The sequence below is a fragment of the Enterobacter cloacae complex sp. S3 genome (assembly GCF_014930495.1).
GTDB lineage: Bacteria > Pseudomonadota > Gammaproteobacteria > Enterobacterales > Enterobacteriaceae > Enterobacter > Enterobacter asburiae_B.
Genome location: NZ_JADBRD010000058.1, coordinates 1 through 20,590, shown reverse-complemented (window position 1 = coordinate 20,590; position 20,590 = coordinate 1). Strand labels below are relative to the sequence as shown.

Below are 20,590 nucleotides of genomic sequence, written 5' to 3'. Positions count from 1 at the left end.
GCCCGATATGTTGACGCGTAGACATTTCCTCACCACCACAGGAGCATTGCTGATGACAACATTACTGCCGGGGGAAACCCTGGCAGCCTCTCTGGCAGAAAGAGTCAGTGATACATGGCAAAAAATAAACACCCGTCGCTCTGCTCAAGAGACGATAACACCGGGCTGGATCTTGCAGTCTCTCGGTCTTCAGAGTGGCTCAACGGAATTGCGGAGAGCCATTTTTGAACTGGTCAGGCGAATGCCTTATCAGCTTGGTTCATGGAATGAGCAAAGCATGAGCCTGTTTGAGCAGGGTTTTGGCGATTGTCGTCATAAAGCCGCCGCGGCCGAACGACTGCTGGTTGCCGGTGGTATTACGGCAAAGCGAAAACTGGTGCAGTTTGACTGGGCTGATTTACCCATTCCTCCGGAAATACTGACCATTTTGCCGCAAACACAGGGGTTTCATGACACCGTGACTTTTGAGTTAAACGGGAAAACATTCCTGTTTGATGCCACCTGGGATATCGCTTTGCGCGGTGCAGGCTTCCCTGTGATGCCTTCATGGGACGGCAACTCTGACACCTGGTCAGTGACTTCCCGGATGTCGACACAGCAAACTGTGCAGATGCCGCAGCCCGGGCAGGACATTTACAGCGCGAACCAGATGAGCTGGCCGCAGCGCGAGAAAACCATGGCGTTCAATCAGGCCTTGAACAGCTGGCTCGAAGACATTCGGGCTAACCGTGACGACTGGTGCACCATCATCCACAGCGACGTTGAGGCGACCCGGCTGAGCCTAAAAACCTGCCTGGGACTTCTGAGTTAACACCTTTCTCGTCAGAAGGGGCTACGCAGGGAAGCGGCGATAACACCTTCGACACTCTTTATGCTGCTTCAGGTATAACGCTGGGATACCTGAAGCTTTTTTATTCTACATATCAGGCAACTAGCAAAACCCACATCCCCCCCGCCAGGATAATGCTTGTCATTTTTTTCAGCTCACTCTATGCTTTCACCATCCCCCTGGGGGGGATGTAAATTTAAGCCAAGAGATTGCCTGATGCTCAATATTCTTTCTAATCGTACCTATCGCCATCTGTTTTTGGCACAGGTTATCGCCCTTATCGGTACCGGTCTGGCGACCGTAGCGCTGGGGCTTTTAGCCTACGATCTCGCCGGAGACAGGGCCGGGGCGGTTCTGGGTACCGCGCTGGCGATCAAGATGAGCGCCTATATTCTGGTGGCACCAGTAGCAGCGGCCTTTGCCGACAAATTCCCGCGTCGCACCATGCTGGTGACGCTGGACCTGGTTCGTGCCCTCGTGGCTATCGCACTGCCTTTTGTCACTCAGATCTGGGAAATCTACATCCTGATCTTCATTCTTCAGTCTGCTTCGGCAGCGTTTACGCCAACCTTTCAGGCGACAATCCCTGATATTCTTCCTGACGAACGCGAATATACCCGGGCGCTGTCTCTGTCACGTCTGGCCTACGATCTGGAAAGCGTAATCAGCCCGATGCTGGCGGCGGCACTGCTGACGGTCATGAGCTTCCACAATCTGTTTGCCGGTACGGCGGTCGGGTTCCTCGCCTCAGCGGCTCTGGTTGTTTCCGTGACGTTGCCAAAAATGAAAGCGCTAACGGTCAACCGCAGCATCTATGACAAAACTACGCGAGGCATGCGCATCTTCCTGAAAACACCAAGACTGCGTGGCCTGCTGGCTCTGAACATGGCTGTGGCGGCAGCGAGTGCGATGGTGATCGTCAACACCGTTGTTCTGGTTCAGGCGGACTTTGGTTTCTCACAGCGAGCTACCGCCATTGCCCTGGCTTTCTTCGGTGTGGGGTCCATGGTGTCGGCCCTGATCCTCCCCAGACTGCTCGACAAAATGAGTGACCGCATGCCGATGCTTGTGGGCACCGTGCTTCTAGTCGTTGGCCTGGGACTGGGCATTTTCCTCAAGGATTACATCACGCTGGTTGTGCTCTGGGCGCTGCTGGGTGTGGGCTACTCGCTTTCTCAGACGCCGAGCGGTCGCCTGCTGCGCCGTTCGTCTACGGCTGAAGACAGACCGGCACTGTTCGCCGCTCAGTTCGCTCTGTCGCATTCATGCTGGCTGGTGACTTATCCACTCGCCGGGTGGGTAGGCGCAACATGGGGAACGCAGGCTTCGTTCATCGCCCTGACCATTGTGGCCGCGCTGTCACTGATTACTGCCGTTCTTATCTGGCGGCCTGAGCATGAAGTTTACGCCCAGATTCACAGTCACACCGATCCAGAAACAAACAACGAATCGACCCATGAGCATGATTTCGTCATTGATGATGAACACCCGTCATGGCCGAAGAAAGAGAAGTAATTTCCGTAAAACAGACAAACGGGCAGGAGAGGATAAGCCGATAAAAAATGTGACCATGGCGTTGATACACATTATCTTATCCCCTCCACCTGGAGAGGATAAATCATGACCGTTCACGCATCACACCCTGACATTATTAAAAGACTTAAGCGTGCCGCAGGGCACCTGAAAAGCACCATCCAGATGCTCGAAGATGAAAAAGCGTGTCTGGACATCGCCCAGCAGTTGCACGCTGTGGAAAAGGCGATAACGAATGCGAAGCGTACTTTAATTCATGACCATCTGGATCACTGCCTGGAGGATGCCCTTCATGCCGACCACCACGGGTCTGAAAATACGCTTAGCGAATTTAAAGAGATAACCAAGTATCTTTAAGGCAAGCGAAACATGACTGATTTTTCTGCTCTTTTACAGCAAGGCGTGGCGAATGCCTGGCTGTTCATACCCAGCGCAATCCTGCTGGGTGCGCTTCACGGCCTGGAGCCCGGGCACTCCAAAACGATGATGGCCGCCTTTATCGTGGCTATCCGGGGAACGGTGAAGCAAGCCGTATTACTGGGGCTTGCGGCGACTATTTCGCATACGTCAGTGGTCTGGCTGATTGCGATGGGCGGAATGTATGTCAGTCAGAAATTCACCGCTGAGTCTGCCGAACCCTGGTTCCAGCTGATTTCAGCCATCATCATTCTTGCCACGGCGGCATGGATGTTCTGGCGAACCTGGCGTGGCGAAAAGCTGTGGAAGATGGAGCAGGAAGAGGAACACGGCCACGGTCATCACGATCATGATGAAACCCGCATCATCGATACGGGTCATGGCAGCGTTGAACTCTCGATTTTCGAGGAAGGTCAGCCACCTCACTGGCGCTTACGCTCGCTCAGCGGCAGGAAATGGGAAGCCCGCGATATCTCTCTGGTCACCAACCGGGGAACGGGGACATTTTCACAGGCCTTTGATTTCGTAGAAAAAGACGGGTTTATGGAATCAGCCCTGGCGATCCCGGAGCCGCACAGTTTCGATGTTCGTCTCTCTTTGGGCCATCGCGGCCATGTACACGATTATGACGTGGAGTTCCGCGAGCATGAACACGGCCACGATCATGACCACGATCACTCCGCGCTGGAGGGACTGGATGTTAACTCCCGCGAGTATCAGGACGCGCACGAGAAAGCGCATGCGAACGACATCAAAAAGCGTTTTGCTAATCGCAGCGTAACCACCGGACAAATTATCCTGTTCGGCCTGACCGGCGGACTCATTCCTTGCCCGGCAGCCATTACCGTTCTGCTGCTTTGCATTCAGGTAAAAGAATTTACGCTCGGTGCTGCGCTGGTACTGTGTTTCAGCATCGGCTTAGCGATTACGCTGGTATCAGTAGGTGCAGCGGCGGCTTTCAGCGTTCGTCAGGCAACAAAACGCTGGAGTGGCCTGGATACGCTGGCGCGTCGGGCGCCGTACTTCTCAAGCGTACTGATTGCCCTGGTCGGTATCTACATGGGTTATCACGGCTGGATCGGCGTGACCCGCTGATTTCGCCTAACAAGACTCATCTCTGAACCCACCCACCGGTGGGTTTTTTATCTCTGAAGCCCATCACATTTTCATCCCCCTACCGGGGATAGCAATTGAGCTTTCACAGACGCTCATTTATCATCAGAACATCCCCCCTGGGGGGATGTAAAATCATAAATGGAACCTGCTATGCAAAAACAATACTTCAATAAGATTCGTCGTCAATTCGTCAACGTCACCGGTATGTTGCTCACTTCATTCACCGCCATTCCTGCCCTGGCAGCGCAGGGCGGCTTCTCCGCAGAGAAAGAGCCAGTCGCTACTGAGCGCATGTATGCCGGACATAAAGTACAGCAGGAGAATGGTCAAAGCCGTATTCAGGCCGTATCGTCAATGCACGAAAGGGCGTGGGTAACGCTGGAAGGCAATGTTATCAGTCAGCAGCAGGATGAGTGGTACACCTTCCGCGATCCAACCGGCACCATCAAAGTGCGCATTCCTCAGAAGGTCTGGAACGGGCAGCACTTCGATGCTCAGGATCTGGTGCGAGTGAGTGGGCTGGTGAGCCATGAGAATGGCGCAGCGCGCCTGGATGTAGGTGTGATTAGCAAGCCTTGATTTACACCCTCATGCAAGATGCAGAGCCCTGAACGCAATTTAGTCTTTTTGAGGTGGGGGCTGACTAGCCATTTTTTTAATGAATGCAGTCAGCTTATCAATATCACCTTCCGCAATTGCTTTCTCATCCGGAGTTAGCGGGACTTCCTCAAGATACCGGCGTATAGAGGCTTTACTTTCAAGAGCCAGTGCCTGGGAACTGCTTTTCGGCAAACTAAAATCACAGCCAATACAGGCCATTCTGTGCGGGCAACTGCTCCAGAACGGATTGGTGCAATACAAATCGCCTAAATCATAGTACAGAGCAGGCCCTGATGACGTTAGTGCCTGACTGTCATGATCGATCAGCACGCTGATCATATGGGAAATTTTGTCCGCTTTCACAAAAGAAGCCGCCAGCCGTGTTGGGCGAATGCGGATGTAGTGCAGGGTTGATCGCGGGCAGCTATGTCCGGACCACTCCATTAACTCATGCAAGGTCATCCCTTGTGGTACGCTGGCCAGTGCGGTGACCGCTGAAGCTCTTCCCCGGTGACTGGTGATCCGTCCACGGCTGTCTTCGACCGGGACACCGGCCCGGGCACAGAGTACCGGGATAATTGTGTTATTCAGGAGTGCGCTTCCCACGTGTTTACCACGAAACTGAAACAAATAGCTGACTTTTTCCCCCGTGCGTTCATCAATCAGAGGCGCCTGCTCCTGGGGGCGTTCCTGCAGCCATAAATCCACGTATTTTTTCACAATGCTGGCGACTGGTTTGACGAACGCTTTTGATGTTTTCCCAGCAGGAACATCCAGATAGCACAGCGTTCCGGCAGAAATAATGCTACCGTCGTCCTGGACAATATCATCTGTCTGCTCATGTATACATCCTGAGGTCAGGCGGAATATTTCATTCTGGCGCAGTCCCGCATGGGTCCAGATCACCGCCATCGCCTGATGCAGGGAAAACGGATAATGGATCTCCGTTAACATATCCTCCGGGTGCAGGTTCAGACTGGCCCAGATCAACTTCAGCCACACGGGATCGTCAATCACCCGCGGATTCACTCCCCGGCTGAAAGCTGGTGTGTCCGGCGTGACCAAATGGCGGTAGGGGCTAAGCTTCAGTCTTCCCCATCCCCAGAGCTCGTAATCAACAAAAAAACGCCGCAGGGCATATAAAAACGCTGCTCGGGAGTTGCTCATCATCGGCTGACCGGAGCGGGGAGACACACGTTGCTTTTGCTCAGATACCAGAGAAAGTTCATCCACATTCATCCTCCCCAGTGCGGCAATGAAACTGGCACAGGTGCTGATAGTCCAGTCAGCGGGCTCACGAATATCAGGGCAGTCTCTCGAAAGCCACAAACCGATACGTAAAATAAAGCTGTAATTTGTTTCACGGGTTCGGGGTCGTAGCACGGATGTTTCCCGCCAGCGCTGACACCATCCGACCCATTCTGGGGCTATCCCGTCAGTCCGCTTCTCTTTCCAGCCGGTATAACCGCGCATACGTAGAGGGCGAGACAAAATTCCCATTGCTGCCAGACCGTGAGAGACCTTGCCTACCGCTCTGGCAATTCCGTTAGTGCGGTACTGCTGGCCCCGTTTGAGCAATTCTTCAGTGAAGCTTTCCAGACGGGGATCGCCATTTTCCAGCATCAGCATTCCTAGGACTGCTGAGAGAAACATTTCCTGATGCCGAAGGGAGTACCCCTGTGCCACCAGGACGTCCATGAGACGGCTGAGTTCCTGCTGAAAAATATCCCGACCAAAAACTGCACAAGCATAATAGGCAGGTTGCCGGCATCGGCTGCTATACAAGGGGATAGGAATCTGTGACAGGTGAAAGGCAAAAGCTGCCAGTAGCGGGCCTCCGAGATTTCGTCGTTGATACAACCCCTGCCATATGTCTTCAGTCCAGAGGTGGTAAGGCATGTCCTGACGGTGTGCTTCGGCGAGTACCGCCAGAATGGTAATCCTCGCTACCTCGGGCTTTATACCGCTCTGGGTGGCGATGTCATAAAGAGGGCGCAGGAATGCTGGCACAGGTTTCTGCAGAAGATATTTACCCCGTCGTTGTGGGGTACTTAGGGCAAGACGTTCCTGTGCGGAGAAAGTGGCTCTGAGTTGATATGACTCCAGTGCAAAAGGCTGCCAGACAACACCAGTGGTGTTTTCGGCTTTCATAAGACAAACCCTCTGTCAGCAAAAACCAGCCCGGCAACTTTTCTGTCAAGTTCAGCGACAGCCCCGGCCATGCGAGCAGCGAGATCGGTACCGGACAGGTGCAGGTAAACCTGAGTCGTCCGGGGATCCCGATGCCCAGCATAGGTGGCGAGTTCGTGAAGTTTCCAGCCCGCCCGCGCCAAATGAGTCAGACGCAGATGACGAAAGGTATGAGTGGAGAAATAAGGCAGTCCGGATTTAAGCCCCCAACTGCGGACGGTTTTACTCCAGCTCCAGATGCTTAGTGGCATACCGTAATTCCGATCTGACACTGAACGAAATAATGGGCCACCAGAAACACCACTTTGCCGTAACTGTTGCAAATGGGCTGCAAGTACAGGTGCTACCGCCGGGCTGTAACAGACAATACGCTCGCGATGATTCTTGGTGGTTTCAGCACGAACACGGATTAATCGAAGACCTAAATCAAGATCGTCAACTCGAAGTGCCGTCACTTCAGCTCGCCTTAATGCACCATAATAGGCCAGCGCCAGCATCAGACGGTCTCGTAACGTCGCAGAGGCAGCCTGCTGTAGTAGAGTAAACCAGCCATGATCATCAGGAACACAGGGAAGGCGGGTGATACGGGGCACAAGCCCACGTCCGCTGAAAATCGGACTTGGCGACATCGCTCGGGGAATCGGGCTGGTTTCACAAAGCTCCTGGTAATAAAGATAATCATACCAGAGCCGAATAGCAGAGATACGTAACTGGAGCGTGGAACTGGATACTGGATGCGCCATTCCAGGTAATTGTGGGCGAATATAACCGGAAAAATCCTCAAAATGGGCTGATGTAGGAGGAATTGATTCCGCTTCGCAGTAGCGTAAGTAATGTGTCAGTGCTCCTCGGTAGGCTTTAGTCGTTGCTTCAGCCCGACCCAGGTCAGTCAGAAGTCCGAGCCATTGCTCAACAAGATGCATACTGGCAGTAAAAAGTGGATTGCTGACCATCATGTTGACCTCTTTTGACAGAGAAACAGGTGCAGTTTAGTTCAAACGGTCCAATCAGGTGTTGCATTCCACTTAACTTACTAAAGTTCATAGTTGCTTGAGAACGCGTATATTTTTTCCGGATACGTTTCGTTTTTCATCTGAAACCACGGCATGCCCATTTTGATCCAGGGCTTTGCCTCGGCACTTCTTGCGATAACGCAGCCATCGTTATTACTGAGCACCACAACCGGCTTTCCTTTCAAATCCGGGCGGAAAACACGTTCGCAGCTGGCATAAAAGCTGTTCACATCGGCCAGGGCAAACATCAGTACATCTCCCTCGGGCGGTGGATGATGTGCGTGACGACGCCAAAGATATCCAGATCGTCCGGGTCGGGATAAATCGGCGGCCAGGCGGCGTTCATTGGCTGCAGCGTCAGTCGTGGCGTCAGCAGAAGCCGTTTAACCGTAAACTCCCCCTGCACACTGGCCACAACAATATCGCCGTGCCGGGGCTTCTCTGCACTGTCCACAACCAGCAGATCGCCATTGTAAAGGCTGCCGTCGGACATGCTGTCACCGCTGGCACGGAGATAGTAAGTCGCGCTTGGGTGCCGTATGCAGTAATCATGGAGATCCAGGTCGGACTCGACATAGTCAGCGGCAGGGCTCGGAAAACCGCAGCTGGCCAGGTCTGCAAACAACGGATGGGCCTGTGGCGGGAGTGCTTTCCCGGTGCTGAAAAGCTGCAGTTTCATCTTTCCTCCTGACGTCTAAATATACTGGATATGCATACAGTATATTTAACAGCGTGAGGATAATCCAGATCACCTGCTTCATGAACAGGGTGAGTAACCTAAGTTACTCAAAATGCTATTTAATATCATTATGGGACATTTAAATTACTCATAATGAGAAGTATGGCTTTTATTTTGCCATTTTGCTCTTATAATATGTATCAAATTGAGTTTAATTGACGGAGCATAATGATGAATATTTACTGCGATGATGGTTCAACTAATGTTAAGCTGGCATGGTTTGAAGGAAACGAGCTGCAGACCCGGGTTTCTGCTAACTCCTTCCGGCATGGCTGGAAAGTGGCGGAATTCAGTGCCGCAACGTTCAACTATCAGGTGGGCACGCTGAAATACACCTGGGACAGCGTCAGCCGGGATGCCATCCCGACAACAAACGTGGAATACCAGTACGGTGATCTCAACCTGCTGGCCGTGCATCATGCCCTGCTGAACAGCGGACTTGAGCCGCAGCCGGTGAGCCTGACCGTGACGCTGCCCCTGAGCGAGTATTATGACGGGGACTGCCAGCGGAACGAGGAGAACATCCGACGCAAACGAGAAAACCTGATGCGTGAGCTGGTTCTGAATAAGGGCAGGGCATTTACCGTAACGGACGTGAAGGTGATGCCTGAATCACTGCCGGCGGCGTTCTCCCGTCTCGCGGAGCTGAAGCCCGGACCCGCTGAGACCACCCTGATTATCGATCTCGGCGGAACCACGCTCGATGCCGGCGTGATTGTCGGACAGTTTGATGATATCAGTGCGGTACACGGCAATCCGTCTGTCGGCGTGTCACAGGTCACCCGCGCAGCTGCAGGCGCGCTGCGGGCTGCAGACAGCGAAACCAGCGCGCTTATTGCTGACACGGTCATCCGCAACCGCAATGATCGTCAGTATCTGCAGCGAGTGATCAACGATGCCGGAAAAATTGACGATGTTCTGAACAAAATTACAGAGGCAATCACTTCCCTGGGCGCGCGTGTCACCAGTGAGCTGACGGTCTTCAGGAGCGTTAACCGGGTATTCCTGGTCGGGGGAGGGGCATCCCTCATTGAAGAGGCTATACGTCAGGCCTGGCCTCTGGCTCCTGACCGTATCGAGGTTATCGGCGATCCGCAGCTGGCGCTGGCCAGAGAGATTGCCCTTTACAATAAAGAGGACTAAACGTGCCGGACGGCCAGTATTCTTTCTATCTGCACAGCGACGATCGCACCGACATCACGGCGATGGCGACCATCAGCACCATCTCACAGCCCCTGCGCGGTGACTTCATTCGGACCGCCGCCACCGCCGGGGCGGTGATGTACCAGACGGATGCCCGTTTACCGGCGCTGATCCCGGTGTTCTTTGACGGACATCTGAGTGCCATCCGGCTTTGTGCCGTGATGGCCCTGGTATCCGGCACCTGGTCTTCACTCTCAGGGCTTCCTGATGAGCCTGATGGTGGCGTGGCTGCTCTGGCCATGTCACCGGAGACGGAATACCAGCGCCGGCGTTACACCCTGACGCTTCAGGATGACCGGAGCAGTGAACGGGTTGAGCGTGTGCTGACGGGCGTGTCATCCCGCCTGCGCGGAGAGCTGCTGAGAAACCTGATTATCACCGGTCTGGCCCTGCATACGACCGCACCGGAGCTGCCGCGTCTGCTGGCCAGTATGCCGGTACCGCCCGGCACGGTCAGCGAGCTGCAGGTTCTGGTTCAGCAGATGGCTGGTACGGCTGACGTGAGTATGGCTGCAGTGCCGGAGAACCCAGCGGAGCCTGCCGCACCGGTATCCGCTGAAGCGACCAGCATAAAGAAAAATATGCGCCGGGCATTCGGAGACTAAGCATGTCAGTGATTAAACAAAAAGCAGTGCAGTGCATTCATAACTTTCTGCGCGCCCGGAACGTGCCTGAATCTCAGTGGCCGGAACGGGTCAAAAAGACCGGCAGGGGAATGATACTGGCAGGCGTGGCCGTCGTGGTTCCTGGCGTTCTGGTTGATAACATCTCACTGCCGGTGACAATCGCGATGCAGGTCTGCTATGCCTCACTGATCGGCCTCGGGGTTCTCCTGGCGTTTGACGAGAAAAAACCAGAGGGGCGGGGATGAATATGAACATTAACCTGAAGGAAACAGTATGCAGCTTGAAGAACTGACAGGAGACGAACGTACGCTGGTCGTTGTGGCACTGCAGGCGTTGTTCCGCGAGAGATTATCCGCATCAAATGCCGTCTTTACGGTATGTAGCCTGTCCGGAAAAGAGCAGCCGCCGGAAGATATTTTTGGGCTGCGTGAAGTAGAGGATGCGCTGAGACGTATTGGTGCAGCTCCTGCGCGTTAAATCCGGTCCCGTACACTTCAGAAAAAAACGGCAGGGTGACATCTCATCCCTGCCGTCAAAACTAAACGCTTAATTTTTCGGCGATTATAATGTATTGTTTTGTGATGTAAATCACATTTTAATTTAATGTGAAATTTTTCCTCCGCTTTACATCTCCCGTAAAAAATTACCCGCCGTGCCTTCACGCTAACCCGGCCGCTGCGGTCGCAAGGGTTCACGTTGTCTCCGTCCTCACCCGTTCGCGCCCTGCACGGTGCATTCAGCCCGTGAAGGGCTTGCGCTGCGGCTTCGGCGTCGCCCTGGCGTCCTCCGCTTTACGCCGTGTTTTTGTGGCGGCACGGCGCAAGAGGGTGCCGGATGCTGAGGACACAACCATGTTCAGACTGACCTGTATTGAACTCGATAACGGCGAGTTTGCCGTCTATATCAATCACCATTACCTGGGGAGTGAAGATGCCAGCGGAGAGCGACTTTCTCTGGGGGAGGTTCTGGAGCAGCTCTCCCTGCTGCCGGGCGTGGAATTACAGACCCTGCTGGAACCCGTACCGGAGTGCGATGACTGGTGCTGGAACGACATCGCTGATCGCGTCCTGCCGTCGCGTCCTGCATGTCGTGATGATGTGACGGTGGCAGGGCTCATCGCCAGGCTGAAGCAGTACCCACCGGATGCACTGTGTATGGGGACGTTCTGGCTGGAAGATGATTTTCTGTCCCTCGATGGCAGTCTGTCGGAGGAGGAAATTGCAGAAGCCATGCGTATCTGCGACCACAGCCACGATGCAGGCATCGGTTTTAACTGGGACACGCTGCAGTTCGCTATCGACCACGTGAAGGGGCGCTAAAAAAAAGGACACCTTCCGGGGAGGGGTGTCCTGAAATGTGTCATATTCGTTGTAAGTGAAAACCCATCAGATGTTTTCGGCACAGATAATTGCACAATCGCTGCCTTTTTTCACCTGCCATATATCCGACTCAAAAAAAAGACGTCTCCGGTCGGGGACGTCCTGAAATCAAAGGCACACATGTAAGATAACGGCGCGAATCCATTATCAGTGTGCATTCTGCCATACCTTGTCTGACTCATCAGCTACCAGAACCGGTAACAAAGGTTGTCGGTTCTCTCCGCCTTATTGCCGCCAACCGGCGGCGAGTTCAACGCCGTGCCTTCACGCTAAACCGGCCGCTGCGGTCACAAGGGTTCACGTTGTCTCCGTCCTCACCCGTTCGTACCTTTCACGGTGCATTCAGCCCGTGAAAGGCTTGCGCTGCGGCTTGCGGCGTCGCCCCTGCGCCCTCCGCTTTTCGCCGGGTTTTTGTGGCGGCACGGCGCAAGAGGGTGCCGCATATCAGAGAGGAGTGTGTCTATGTCCCGTTTTATTCTGGGTGACTGCGTGCAGGTGATGTCCCGTTTTCCGGCGCGTGCCGTCGATTTTATTCTTACCGATCCACCGTACCTGGTTGGCTATAAGGACCGTACCGGCCGCACCCTGGCCGGGGACAACTCTGCCGAATGGCTCCAGCCCGCCTGTCATGAAATGTACCGCGTGCTGAAAAATGACAGCCTGATGGTGAGTTTCTATGCCTGGAACCGCGCGGATCTGTTTCTGAATGCGTGGAAAACGGCCGGTTTCCGGGTGGTTGGCCATATCGTCTTTGCCAAGAGCTACGCCTCAAAATCGACGTTCGTGGGTTACACCCATGAGAGTGCCTACCTGCTGGCAAAGGGAAGGCCGCAAACCCCGGACCGTCCCATCCCGGACGTGATCCCCTGGAAATACACGGGCAACCGACATCACCCGACGGAGAAGCCGGTGCAGAGCCTGCGGCCGCTGATTGAATCGCTCACGCGTCCGGGGGCTATTGTCCTTGACCCGTTCGCCGGCAGCGGCTCCACCTGCGTGGCAGCCGCCGAAGCCAGCCGCCGCTATATCGGGATCGAGATGCTTGAGCAGTACCACGCCGCCGGCGTTCGACGTCTGGCACAGGTTGAACGGGCAAGAAGGATGCCGGCGGCCAATGACGGCGCGTTTTACCCCGACTATCCGGAGGCGGCATGAACTACCCGGGCCTTGAACACCTGCGCGCGGACGTGGCCGCGCTCAGCAATGCCATGTGTGACGTGCGGATGCTGCTGAACCGCCTCGAATCGCAGCACCGGCACGACGCGGCAACGCTTACCGAACGTATGGCTGCGCAGACTCTGCGCCGGATCAACACCCTGCTTCTTGAAGCCTACCGCGAAGCCCTGGTGCTGGACGAAACCTTTCAGGACTGACTGACCCTGCCGGGCTGATGCCCGGCCTGTAACCCCTAACAAGAGAGAAAAAACGATGTACGGAACCCGCGAAGAACTTTGTGTACAGCTTGAAAACATGTTCACGTTTGACGAACCCCTGGTCCTGCTGGTCTGGACGGAAGAGGGGATTAGCGTGGCCTGCCGTGAAGCCCAGCCAGAACCGGACGGGACTGAAATCCGGAATCTGATGAAGGCGATCGGCGAAATGAAAATGACGCAATACCGTCAGGAGGGGGTAAATAATCTGACTGTCAGCGATCTCCTGGCCCGTCAGCGCGAAGCGGCAAACCGTCAGGTGAGTGTTCCGGCGGTACTCCTGTCCCGCGTCCTGCGTAACTATGAATGCGAGCTGGAAAACCGGATCGGTATGGCCTGGGAAGCCGGGCGGCAGGAGCCTGAATCCGTCAGGAATGAGCTGAAGGACGTTCACGCATTACAGGAGACGCTGGCCGCGTAAGGGAGAGAGCCGGGGTAACGCCCCGGCAACCGGTGGCCATCCACTGCGAAAAGGATGTCAGTGCCTTCCGCTTTTATCCGCCGCTGCCCTCCGGGCCACGTCGGGACAATGAAACTCCTCTGAAGCTCCGTGCGGTGACGGCATGCGCCGTGACTTCACTGTAGCCCGGCCGCATCGGCCACAAGGGTTCGCTTACGCCTCCGTCCTCACCCGTTCGCACCCTTCACGGTGCATTCAGCCCGTGAAGGCTTTGCGCTGCGGCTTGCGGCGTCGCCCCTGTGTCCTCCGCTTTTCGCCGGTCTGTCGTGTCGTCACGGCGATGCCGGAACCGAGAATATGTTAACCGTGGAGGATCTATGAACCAGACCGTGACCTGTGATGCTGTTCGTCATGAGGGTGCGCAGCGCCTGACTTTCCTGCCTGATTTGTTTGGCGGCGATTTTATGACGTCCGAGGCATCCGTGTACGCCTACGCCCAGCGTTACTGCCCTGAGTATCAGGGGGGATTCTGGCAGTTTTACCGGCTGCCGGAAGGCGGCGGATATATGGCGCCTGACGTGGAGAGCCTGACCCTGTGCAATCCGGACAACTGGTTTGAGCAGACTGTCAGCGGGGAAGTGGCGGGGATCATCCTCACGGCGCTGGTACTGAATCACCGGAGCTGGCACCACAGCAACCATGACCATGAAGAACTGTGCCGCCACTTCTGCCGTCGCTATGAGCAGCTTATGGCATTTGCTGACACCCATCCGGAAAGCGCCACCATCTGGCGTGCCCTTGACTGACTGACCACGGGCGGCGATGCCGCCCGATAAAAGGAGAAAAACATGATTGGTACAGCAAGAGAAATTGCCCTTGAAATGTTCAGACATTCCGACCTCGATGGCGAGAAATACGTTTTCGCCTGCTGGAATCGAAATGACATTCGTTGCGTCTGCCTTGACTGGGATTTAACCGATGAGGAACTGGATGAAGTCCTGCGTCGGCTAAGCTCATGCCTTGAAAGTGGCGCTGATATCGGCCAGATACGGGCGATTGTCGAAACCATGCTCGATGAGCGACGCGAGAAGCGAACCGTGACTATTCCCGCGAAATCGCTGGCCTTAGTCATGCAGCTTGCAGGACGGGAGATGCAACGTATCGCAGTATGCGCGGAGGATGGCGGCGGATCAGCTGAAGAAACCCTGAAAGAAGAAAACGACGTCATGATGCGCCTGCGCGAGGCGCTCGATGCCTGACAGAAAAGCCGGAGGCATTGCCTCCGGAAACAGAACAAAAGGAGAACACCATGCAACTGTCACCGGAAACCCGCAGTATCCTGCGCCAGTATAAAACGCTCATCAACGAGCGACGTCGCGAATCAGGACTCAGCCCCGTAACCACAGCGAAAGTGCTGGATGAGATCTGCGAATCGGCTACCCGCTAGTGCGCCGTCTATCTTTGCGGCCACTTCATTCTCCAGGGCGGTCAGGGGGATGGAAAGTAAATAATCCGGGCGGGGCATAGGCGCCGCCTGTTCGCGCGCGAAAACCCTGTCATCCCTTCGGGCTGACGGTCGGTAAGGTCAGCGCCTGCGGCGCTGCCCCCTCCCGCCCTGATGTAAGCCCGTGGAGATGTACATGAAAGGCATTGTGAGGGCAAATTGTCACTGATACGGTCCTGCGTGGCGTGGCGTGGCGTGGTTGTCGGCTCTGAAACCCGATCAGCAAATCCTCTGAAAAAACCAGAATCCCACTTCTGGCCCCCTTCGGCTCCCGGCCAGCGCTGCTGTCCGGTCGTCGAGCCCCACTCCGCCAGGGCGGCCGCTGCGCATCCGCCGGGCTCCGCCGAACCCCTCCGGGTTTCGGGCCATACGGCTAGGGTCTGATGGCGAAGGTCAAGGGCTGCGGCTTCTCCGGCCGTGCCGTCCGGAACGCCTTCACCGCGCCGGCTGATGCCGTCGCTTTAATGGCGCCACGCCGTTCCGACGTGTCGGGTGTGTGCATCCTGTTCCCCCGGTGAAGCCATCCCCCGTGTGTCCTCACGCGGAGGGCTGCTTGTAGCACCGTCGGGTCGTCATCCAAGGGGTGAAATGCACTCCGCCAAAACTTTTTGCGTGCCGCAAAAACTTTAGTCTCCGCCCCTTTCCTTCCGCCCTTCGCCGTTGCTCCTTTGCCCTTTGCCGCGAGAGAACTCACCAGGGAGATGGACAACCATCACCACAGGAGAAACCAGGATGCACACACGAAACGTCAACGTCAAAACCGCCGCTCAGGAATCTTCCAGGAAGATGGGGGAAGAACAAAACCCTATTTCTGTCGCACGGGAGTGGGTGGCTCAGGCCACCTCGCTGAAAGCGGGGGTCACCGCGATGTGTCCCGATACGGCGACGTTCAGGTGGAGATCCGCACCAACGGAACGCTTAACTGGCACGCCTGGTCGTTTGAACCGGATTTTCTTATTGAACTGAAACGCAACCTGCAATACGTGCAGCTTTAACCGGAGGCCGGATGTCCGGCCTTAACCCAGAGAAGGAGGAAACATGCAGAACCTTAACACCCGTCCGGCGACCCGTAAGGTCGGGCAGAGCACCGAAATCGTGAAGCTGCTGCGCATTCAGGCCAGCGACACCCACGTGGTCGAGTTTGACAACGTGGACACCCGCTTTAACGACTGCAACAACTGGCAGGTGATGGCAGGAGGCAAACGCGTCCTGTTCAGCAACCGCATGTATGAGCGTTTTTCAGATGTGAAATCGGGGATTCTTGCAACGATCAACGTGTGTGAAAACTGCGCCAGCGAAACGGATAAAGCGATGCTGGAAGGGGCAAAAGTCATGATGCAGGTACTCGACGGCTATCCGTCCTTTGCAGCACTGGCTGCACACCCGAAACGTATTACCGGTTAACCGGGTGCCGTGACCGGATCGCACTCCGGCCACGGCGGACCATCACTTAAACACAGGAGTAAAAATCATGGCCGCCACCAATACTACGGCAAAAAAAACTGCGAAATCCACCTCTGCGAAAAAGACAGCGGAGAAAATCGCGCAGACTACCGAGCAGAAGCTCGTCCGGCTGCTCGCTGATACGCCCGTGCAAATCTTCCCGTACTCCCGCCTGTCACACACTGACTTAAACACGCGCATCATTCCGCATACCGATCAGGAAGTGGAAGAGATGGCAGACAGCATTCAGGCAATGGGCATCCTCCAGAACCTGATCGGTGCAGAACTGCCGGACGGTACGATCGGCATTGTCGGCGGGGAAGGTCGCCGCAGAGGCACAGGCATTCTGGTGATGCGCGGTGTGCTCGATGCAGACACGCCGTTTGTTCCGGTGAAAGTCCTGCCCGTTGAGATGGCTGTGGCGGCCTCGATGATCGAGAACGGTCGACGTAAAAACATGCATCCCGCCGAGCAGATTATCGGTTTTCGTACCCTTCAGCAGGAAGGTAAAACGTCCTCTCAGATCGGCGCACTGATGGGCTATCACCCGCGCCACGTTCAGCGCTGCCTGAAGCTGGCGAATCTTGCCCCCTCCCTGCTGGATGCGCTGGCGCGGGATGAAATCTCCCTTGAACAGTGTGAAGTCCTGACACTTGCTGATACTCATGAGCGTCAGGAGCAGGTCTGGAAAGAGGCTGTTGAACAGTGGCGCGATCCTGCCGTACAGACTCTGCGCAAAATGGTGACCGACGACAAGATGGCCATCAGTCACCCTATGTTTGAGTATGTGGGTGAGGAAGCCTATACCGCCGCTGGCGGTACGCTGACCGCCGACCTGTTCAGCGACAGGGACAGCACCTTTGCCGATGCGGCGCTGGTGAAATCTCTGCTGGCTGGCAAGCTCACCGTGCTCGCCGCTCGCGTTAAGCAGGAGCAGGGCTGGGGCTGGGCTGAGTTCCGTATGACGGAACTGCGTGCCAGCGGTGAGGACGGTGAACAGTACCGTTTTGCGATGCCGAAAGCTGTCCTGACGGAAGAAGAACAGAAGCGCGTCAGTGAGCTGGAAGAACAAAGGGATGCCACTGAAAGCTACGATTACGAATACGAGCTTCAGCAGGATATCGATGACATTTACTGCGAGGCGCAGTACCGCGAAGCCACGCCGGAATTTCGCGCCGCGCACGGAATCTGGGTGTCATGGGACGGTAGCAATTTTCAGGTTCAGCCTGGTATCCGCAAGCTGACCGACGAAGACCGGGTAGCTGAAGAACAGGCGCGTCAGGAACGTGAAAGCAATGTGATCAGACACACCACGCCTGAAATTCCCGCCGACGCCTATCCGGCAACGCTGGTAAAAGCTATGTCAGCCGAACGGACTCTCGCCGTTCAGGCCGAACTGGCGGGTCGTCCCGACGTATCGGTGGCGCTGCTGACGTGGACACTGTGCCTCAGTATGTTTGACCGCAGCTACGGTAAACGCAGCGAACCGCTGAAAGCCTCCGTGTCCTCGAATCAGTATCACCTTGCATCACTGGCTCCATCCGGTGAAGAAGGGAAGGCGCTGACGGCGCTCAAAGCGCAGAAAGAGGCGCTTCAGGCAACGCTGCCCGAAAACTGGCATCTCGATTTCACGTGGCTGCTTTCATGGTCAGCGGAGCAGGTGAACACCCTGCTGGGATTCTGTGCCGCGCACGGTATCAACGGTATTCAGGAACGTATGTACAACCATACGCAGAAAAGCGAACTGGACGGGCTGGAAGCGGCGCTGGACTTTGACCTGCGCAAATGGTGGCAGCCGGATGCTGAGAGCTACTTCGGCAAGCTCACCATCGCCCAGATTGGCAAAGCCTACGAAGAAGCCGGACTCAGTGCCCGCGCCGGAGAGATTGTGAAGCTCAAGCGCCGCGATGCGGCGAAGGCCGCCGAGCAGGATCTGAATGCTCAGGGCTGGCTGCCTGACTGGATGGTGCGCACATCACCAACCGCTGAGGCTGAAGAAGCCACCGAAACCGACGCTCACACCACTGACCACGCTGCTTAATACCGGAGGCCGCCGCCTTCGGGCGGCGGGAACAGACATGACTATGCAATATGACCTGAACCAAATCAACAAACTGACCGCCTCCGACCTGGAGTTTATCCGTCAGCAGGGCGAGGACGCGCGCCGCGCCCTCAGCGATACCGTGACCGGCCTCCTGTCGACACCAGAAGGATGGCGCGTCTGCGCCGAATACCGCAGCGAGTTCGGCGGCTTCTTCCCCGTCCAGTGCCGCTTCAGCGCGGACGGCAGCGATGACTGGCATCTGTGCGTGTGCAGCCCCGGCGAAGTCTCGCCTTACTGGCTTCTGGTACTGCTCTCCTCCGGCGGGGAAGTGGTGCGTACCCTTTACCAGAGTGACACGCTACAGCCTGACCGGATAAGCCAGCTGATCGCGCAGCTGGCAGGTATGCGCCGCTTTAACTGCACTGCCCGCACCGTGGCGAACCTGATGAGCGGGGATGTGACAGCATGATCCCATCCTCACACGCGCTCGTTTCCCTGAAGCCCGCCCGTCAGGCTGCAATACAGGCTATCAGCCATGTTGAGTCTGCCCGCGAACGCGGCGCACGACTGCCCGCCATGCCGTATGTGCGTACCTTTCTGCGTCTTCTCACGGGCAGCGGACGCCTCAACGCCACGGTGGCCAGTAAAATACCTGGCCTGCACTGGGTGCCAAATAACCGTCATTCGAACCTGAAACAGGTCGAGGAGGCGCTTAACACGATGATCGCCACCAGTGGCGAAGCCTGCCCGCTGCCGCTCACGATTGACGTACAGGCCGAACTGTTTCCTGAGGTCATGCACACCCGCACGGGTCGACGGCTGCACCGGTCCGGCATTAAGACCACGCGCCAGCTGCGCCGCCAGTCCCGTGAGTACGAACAGCACTGGAAACTGCGCCAGAACCTGCTGGAGCAGGCGAAAATTGACCTGAATTTTCAGTCTCCGGAAACCGTCTGCACCTGGTACACCCGGTGGAGCGACGAGTTTGACGCGGCAGAGCTTGCCGGACCGTTCTGGCGCTGGCAGTCGCGGTTCGCGTCGCTGAAGGAACTTGACTGGCTTCGCATCAGCGGTGAGCCGCTGTATACAGTGATGTATGAAATCCCGTTTATTGTCCGAGAAACACCTGAGCATGTTCGTGTCGCTGAACGCTGGCAGGTGCCAAATAAGCTGGCTGACCGGAGCGGTGTATGAAGTGGCGCTATTCCCTGCGCTGGAAATTGCCGCACAAGCCCTGCCCAGGTCTACTGGAGCTGGTTTCAGTTGTCGTGGAGGCAGGGCAGGCGGCACCTGAGGAGGTGATGGCACGCTGGGTTGCTGGCTCAGGTTACGCTGTTTGCGTGGATTTTCTCGGTCAGAAACAGATCCAGCGCTGGAGCGATGAACGGAAAGCCGCAGTGAGAAGGCGCAATATGCAGGCACGGATTAATCGTGTTGCCCCTTTGTTTGCCGATGAGTTAATCGAGCGTGAGCTGGCTGCAAGTCAGGCATATTTCAATGGCAAGTCCGCCCGATGAATCAGATACAATGTTGTCTGACTGCTCAGACAAAACATATAAGGAAAGCAGAATTATGAGGTACTGGTTGCTCGTTATCTTCCTGAACGTGCTGTTCTATTTAATCGTTAAGCATGCTGCGCCAGAATGGCATGGTACGCCTGGTTATTATGCAGGCCAGATCATCTGCACACTAATAGCTCTGGTCATCACATGGCGTGATCCGCCTGGCTGGTTAAATGAAATCCTGCTCGGCGTAATGAAATACGGAGTTCTGAGTGCCGGGATCATCTTCTTTGTCTGGGGCGTCGGGTACAAGCTGGCATTCTGGGGGCAGGGTAATTCTGATGCCGAATTTGTAAGTGCATTTGACGTCATTTTGCCCAATCTTGCGCTGGTCACGGGCGTAGTGATCGCGGGATGGGGATACCTGAGATATTTCAGGCGTTAAGCAGCATAAAGCGTGGATATACCTGGTAAGAAAGAGCACCTGCCCGGTATAATCGACGTGGCGCTTGAGGCTTTTTGCCTCATGACGTGAAGGTGGTTTGTTGCCGTGTTGTGTGGCAGAAAGCAGAAAGCCCCGTAGTTAATTTTCATTAACCCATGTACTGCACCCATTTTGTTG

At 55.7% G+C, this 20,590-nt stretch carries 24 protein-coding genes and 3 pseudogenes; 23 read left to right on the top strand and 4 right to left on the bottom strand.

Annotated elements, in window-relative coordinates:
• Nucleotides 1-52: 52 nt before the first annotated feature.
• From IM317_RS22275 to IM317_RS22255, 5 genes are all read left to right on the top strand, one after another.
• Complete coding sequence (locus IM317_RS22275; protein ID WP_033147109.1) at nucleotides 53-811, top strand: hypothetical protein; 759 nt, start codon at nucleotides 53-55, stop codon at nucleotides 809-811.
• Between the two features lie 234 nt (nucleotides 812-1,045).
• Complete coding sequence (nirA, locus tag IM317_RS22270; RefSeq protein WP_033147108.1) at nucleotides 1,046-2,344, top strand: MFS transporter; 1,299 nt, start codon at nucleotides 1,046-1,048, stop codon at nucleotides 2,342-2,344.
• A gap of 105 nt (nucleotides 2,345-2,449) precedes the next feature.
• The gene (locus IM317_RS22265; RefSeq protein WP_033147107.1) at nucleotides 2,450-2,719 is read left to right on the top strand and encodes a metal-sensing transcriptional repressor; all 270 of its coding nucleotides are present in this window, start codon (nucleotides 2,450-2,452) and stop codon (nucleotides 2,717-2,719) included.
• 12 nt (nucleotides 2,720-2,731) lie between these two features.
• Nucleotides 2,732-3,874: a nickel/cobalt efflux protein RcnA gene (locus IM317_RS22260; RefSeq protein ID WP_033147106.1), complete on the top strand. Its 1,143-nt coding sequence runs from the start codon at nucleotides 2,732-2,734 to the stop codon at nucleotides 3,872-3,874.
• 159 nt (nucleotides 3,875-4,033) lie between these two features.
• Nucleotides 4,034-4,474: a YgiW/YdeI family stress tolerance OB fold protein gene (locus tag IM317_RS22255; RefSeq protein WP_139152896.1), complete on the top strand. Its 441-nt coding sequence runs from the start codon at nucleotides 4,034-4,036 to the stop codon at nucleotides 4,472-4,474.
• A 39-nt stretch (nucleotides 4,475-4,513) separates the two neighbouring features.
• Here IM317_RS22255 and IM317_RS22250 read toward each other — a convergent pair whose 3' ends face one another.
• The 4 genes and pseudogenes from IM317_RS22250 to umuD form a co-directional block, all read right to left on the bottom strand.
• Nucleotides 4,514-6,646, bottom strand: coding sequence for a tyrosine-type recombinase/integrase (locus IM317_RS22250; protein ID WP_033147104.1), 2,133 nt, complete (start codon nucleotides 6,644-6,646; stop codon nucleotides 4,514-4,516).
• Entirely contained in the window at nucleotides 6,643-7,638 is a 996-nt protein-coding gene (locus IM317_RS22245; RefSeq protein ID WP_054623426.1) for a site-specific integrase, read from the bottom strand. The genes IM317_RS22250 and IM317_RS22245 overlap by 4 nt, the downstream gene beginning before the upstream one ends.
• A gap of 83 nt (nucleotides 7,639-7,721) precedes the next feature.
• Nucleotides 7,722-7,946, bottom strand: a pseudogene (locus tag IM317_RS22240) (DNA polymerase V subunit UmuC); the annotation flags it as partial.
• A complete protein-coding gene (umuD, locus tag IM317_RS22235) occupies nucleotides 7,946-8,377 on the bottom strand; it encodes a translesion error-prone DNA polymerase V autoproteolytic subunit (RefSeq protein WP_013087136.1) in 432 nt (143 codons plus the stop codon). The gene umuD and the pseudogene IM317_RS22240, both read right to left, overlap by 1 nt.
• 231 nt (nucleotides 8,378-8,608) lie before the next feature.
• Between umuD and parM the strand changes: the two genes are divergently transcribed.
• The 18 genes and pseudogenes from parM (at nucleotide 8,609) to IM317_RS22145 (ending at nucleotide 20,413) form a co-directional block, all read left to right on the top strand.
• Entirely contained in the window at nucleotides 8,609-9,580 is a 972-nt protein-coding gene (gene parM, locus IM317_RS22230; protein ID WP_023327692.1) for a plasmid segregation protein ParM domain-containing protein, read from the top strand.
• A 2-nt stretch (nucleotides 9,581-9,582) separates the two neighbouring features.
• Nucleotides 9,583-10,245, top strand: coding sequence for a plasmid partitioning/stability family protein (locus IM317_RS22225; protein ID WP_023327693.1), 663 nt, complete (start codon nucleotides 9,583-9,585; stop codon nucleotides 10,243-10,245).
• Nucleotides 10,246-10,247: 2 nt separating this feature from the next.
• The gene (locus tag IM317_RS22220) at nucleotides 10,248-10,511 is read left to right on the top strand and encodes a hypothetical protein (protein ID WP_013087139.1); all 264 of its coding nucleotides are present in this window, start codon (nucleotides 10,248-10,250) and stop codon (nucleotides 10,509-10,511) included.
• Nucleotides 10,512-10,539: 28 nt separating this feature from the next.
• Complete coding sequence (locus IM317_RS22215; RefSeq protein WP_013087140.1) at nucleotides 10,540-10,743, top strand: hypothetical protein; 204 nt, start codon at nucleotides 10,540-10,542, stop codon at nucleotides 10,741-10,743.
• A 374-nt stretch (nucleotides 10,744-11,117) separates the two neighbouring features.
• Nucleotides 11,118-11,585, top strand: a complete 468-nt coding sequence (locus IM317_RS22210; protein ID WP_023327694.1) for a hypothetical protein — start codon at nucleotides 11,118-11,120, stop codon at nucleotides 11,583-11,585.
• 522 nt (nucleotides 11,586-12,107) lie between these two features.
• The gene (locus IM317_RS22205; RefSeq protein ID WP_023327695.1) at nucleotides 12,108-12,800 is read left to right on the top strand and encodes a DNA methylase; all 693 of its coding nucleotides are present in this window, start codon (nucleotides 12,108-12,110) and stop codon (nucleotides 12,798-12,800) included.
• Nucleotides 12,797-13,018, top strand: a complete 222-nt coding sequence (locus IM317_RS22200) for a hypothetical protein (RefSeq protein ID WP_013087144.1) — start codon at nucleotides 12,797-12,799, stop codon at nucleotides 13,016-13,018. Before IM317_RS22205 ends, IM317_RS22200 begins: the two co-directional genes overlap by 4 nt.
• A 55-nt stretch (nucleotides 13,019-13,073) precedes the next feature.
• The gene (locus IM317_RS22195) at nucleotides 13,074-13,496 is read left to right on the top strand and encodes a DUF1380 family protein (protein ID WP_023327696.1); all 423 of its coding nucleotides are present in this window, start codon (nucleotides 13,074-13,076) and stop codon (nucleotides 13,494-13,496) included.
• Between the two features lie 356 nt (nucleotides 13,497-13,852).
• Nucleotides 13,853-14,281: an antirestriction protein gene (locus tag IM317_RS22190; RefSeq protein WP_049015840.1), complete on the top strand. Its 429-nt coding sequence runs from the start codon at nucleotides 13,853-13,855 to the stop codon at nucleotides 14,279-14,281.
• 42 nt (nucleotides 14,282-14,323) lie between these two features.
• The gene (locus IM317_RS22185; protein ID WP_023327697.1) at nucleotides 14,324-14,734 is read left to right on the top strand and encodes a DUF1380 family protein; all 411 of its coding nucleotides are present in this window, start codon (nucleotides 14,324-14,326) and stop codon (nucleotides 14,732-14,734) included.
• Between the two features lie 50 nt (nucleotides 14,735-14,784).
• Nucleotides 14,785-14,919 (top strand): annotated as a pseudogene (locus IM317_RS22180) (hypothetical protein); the annotation flags it as partial.
• Nucleotides 14,920-15,711: 792 nt separating this feature from the next.
• Nucleotides 15,712-15,974: pseudogene (locus IM317_RS22175) on the top strand (hypothetical protein).
• A 43-nt stretch (nucleotides 15,975-16,017) separates the two neighbouring features.
• Entirely contained in the window at nucleotides 16,018-16,383 is a 366-nt protein-coding gene (locus IM317_RS22170; RefSeq protein WP_023327678.1) for a hypothetical protein, read from the top strand.
• A 67-nt stretch (nucleotides 16,384-16,450) separates the two neighbouring features.
• Complete coding sequence (locus IM317_RS22165; protein ID WP_033147102.1) at nucleotides 16,451-18,463, top strand: ParB N-terminal domain-containing protein; 2,013 nt, start codon at nucleotides 16,451-16,453, stop codon at nucleotides 18,461-18,463.
• A gap of 37 nt (nucleotides 18,464-18,500) precedes the next feature.
• Nucleotides 18,501-18,935, top strand: a complete 435-nt coding sequence (psiB, locus tag IM317_RS22160; RefSeq protein ID WP_023327676.1) for a conjugation system SOS inhibitor PsiB — start codon at nucleotides 18,501-18,503, stop codon at nucleotides 18,933-18,935.
• Nucleotides 18,932-19,660 (top strand): plasmid SOS inhibition protein A, encoded by a 729-nt coding sequence (locus tag IM317_RS22155; RefSeq protein WP_033147101.1) that lies wholly within the window; start codon nucleotides 18,932-18,934, stop codon nucleotides 19,658-19,660. The genes psiB and IM317_RS22155 overlap by 4 nt, the downstream gene beginning before the upstream one ends.
• Nucleotides 19,657-19,983 (top strand): hypothetical protein, encoded by a 327-nt coding sequence (locus IM317_RS22150; protein WP_023327674.1) that lies wholly within the window; start codon nucleotides 19,657-19,659, stop codon nucleotides 19,981-19,983. Before IM317_RS22155 ends, IM317_RS22150 begins: the two co-directional genes overlap by 4 nt.
• A gap of 55 nt (nucleotides 19,984-20,038) precedes the next feature.
• A complete protein-coding gene (locus IM317_RS22145; protein WP_023327673.1) occupies nucleotides 20,039-20,413 on the top strand; it encodes a hypothetical protein in 375 nt (124 codons plus the stop codon).
• Nucleotides 20,414-20,590: the final 177 nt, after the last annotated feature.

What these genes read in the sequence shown, in the direction of transcription:
- parM (WP_023327692.1), top strand. Translation starts at nt 8,609, where the DNA reads ATGAATATTTACTGCGATGATGGTTCAACTAATGTTAAGCTGGCATGG.
- IM317_RS22215 (WP_013087140.1), top strand. Translation starts at nt 10,540, where the DNA reads ATGCAGCTTGAAGAACTGACAGGAGACGAACGTACGCTGGTCGTTGTG.
- nirA (WP_033147108.1), top strand. Translation starts at nt 1,046, where the DNA reads ATGCTCAATATTCTTTCTAATCGTACCTATCGCCATCTGTTTTTGGCA.
- psiB (WP_023327676.1), top strand. Translation starts at nt 18,501, where the DNA reads ATGACTATGCAATATGACCTGAACCAAATCAACAAACTGACCGCCTCC.
- IM317_RS22190 (WP_049015840.1), top strand. Translation starts at nt 13,853, where the DNA reads ATGAACCAGACCGTGACCTGTGATGCTGTTCGTCATGAGGGTGCGCAG.
- IM317_RS22275 (WP_033147109.1), top strand. Translation starts at nt 53, where the DNA reads ATGACAACATTACTGCCGGGGGAAACCCTGGCAGCCTCTCTGGCAGAA.
- IM317_RS22255 (WP_139152896.1), top strand. Translation starts at nt 4,034, where the DNA reads ATGGAACCTGCTATGCAAAAACAATACTTCAATAAGATTCGTCGTCAA.
- IM317_RS22155 (WP_033147101.1), top strand. Translation starts at nt 18,932, where the DNA reads ATGATCCCATCCTCACACGCGCTCGTTTCCCTGAAGCCCGCCCGTCAG.
- umuD (WP_013087136.1), bottom strand. Translation starts at nt 8,377, where the DNA reads ATGAAACTGCAGCTTTTCAGCACCGGGAAAGCACTCCCGCCACAGGCC.
- IM317_RS22195 (WP_023327696.1), top strand. Translation starts at nt 13,074, where the DNA reads ATGTACGGAACCCGCGAAGAACTTTGTGTACAGCTTGAAAACATGTTC.
- IM317_RS22150 (WP_023327674.1), top strand. Translation starts at nt 19,657, where the DNA reads ATGAAGTGGCGCTATTCCCTGCGCTGGAAATTGCCGCACAAGCCCTGC.
- IM317_RS22200 (WP_013087144.1), top strand. Translation starts at nt 12,797, where the DNA reads ATGAACTACCCGGGCCTTGAACACCTGCGCGCGGACGTGGCCGCGCTC.
- IM317_RS22205 (WP_023327695.1), top strand. Translation starts at nt 12,108, where the DNA reads ATGTCCCGTTTTATTCTGGGTGACTGCGTGCAGGTGATGTCCCGTTTT.
- IM317_RS22185 (WP_023327697.1), top strand. Translation starts at nt 14,324, where the DNA reads ATGATTGGTACAGCAAGAGAAATTGCCCTTGAAATGTTCAGACATTCC.
- IM317_RS22265 (WP_033147107.1), top strand. Translation starts at nt 2,450, where the DNA reads ATGACCGTTCACGCATCACACCCTGACATTATTAAAAGACTTAAGCGT.
- IM317_RS22210 (WP_023327694.1), top strand. Translation starts at nt 11,118, where the DNA reads ATGTTCAGACTGACCTGTATTGAACTCGATAACGGCGAGTTTGCCGTC.
- IM317_RS22250 (WP_033147104.1), bottom strand. Translation starts at nt 6,646, where the DNA reads ATGAAAGCCGAAAACACCACTGGTGTTGTCTGGCAGCCTTTTGCACTG.
- IM317_RS22165 (WP_033147102.1), top strand. Translation starts at nt 16,451, where the DNA reads ATGGCCGCCACCAATACTACGGCAAAAAAAACTGCGAAATCCACCTCT.
- IM317_RS22245 (WP_054623426.1), bottom strand. Translation starts at nt 7,638, where the DNA reads ATGGTCAGCAATCCACTTTTTACTGCCAGTATGCATCTTGTTGAGCAA.
- IM317_RS22220 (WP_013087139.1), top strand. Translation starts at nt 10,248, where the DNA reads ATGTCAGTGATTAAACAAAAAGCAGTGCAGTGCATTCATAACTTTCTG.
- IM317_RS22260 (WP_033147106.1), top strand. Translation starts at nt 2,732, where the DNA reads ATGACTGATTTTTCTGCTCTTTTACAGCAAGGCGTGGCGAATGCCTGG.
- IM317_RS22145 (WP_023327673.1), top strand. Translation starts at nt 20,039, where the DNA reads ATGAGGTACTGGTTGCTCGTTATCTTCCTGAACGTGCTGTTCTATTTA.
- IM317_RS22170 (WP_023327678.1), top strand. Translation starts at nt 16,018, where the DNA reads ATGCAGAACCTTAACACCCGTCCGGCGACCCGTAAGGTCGGGCAGAGC.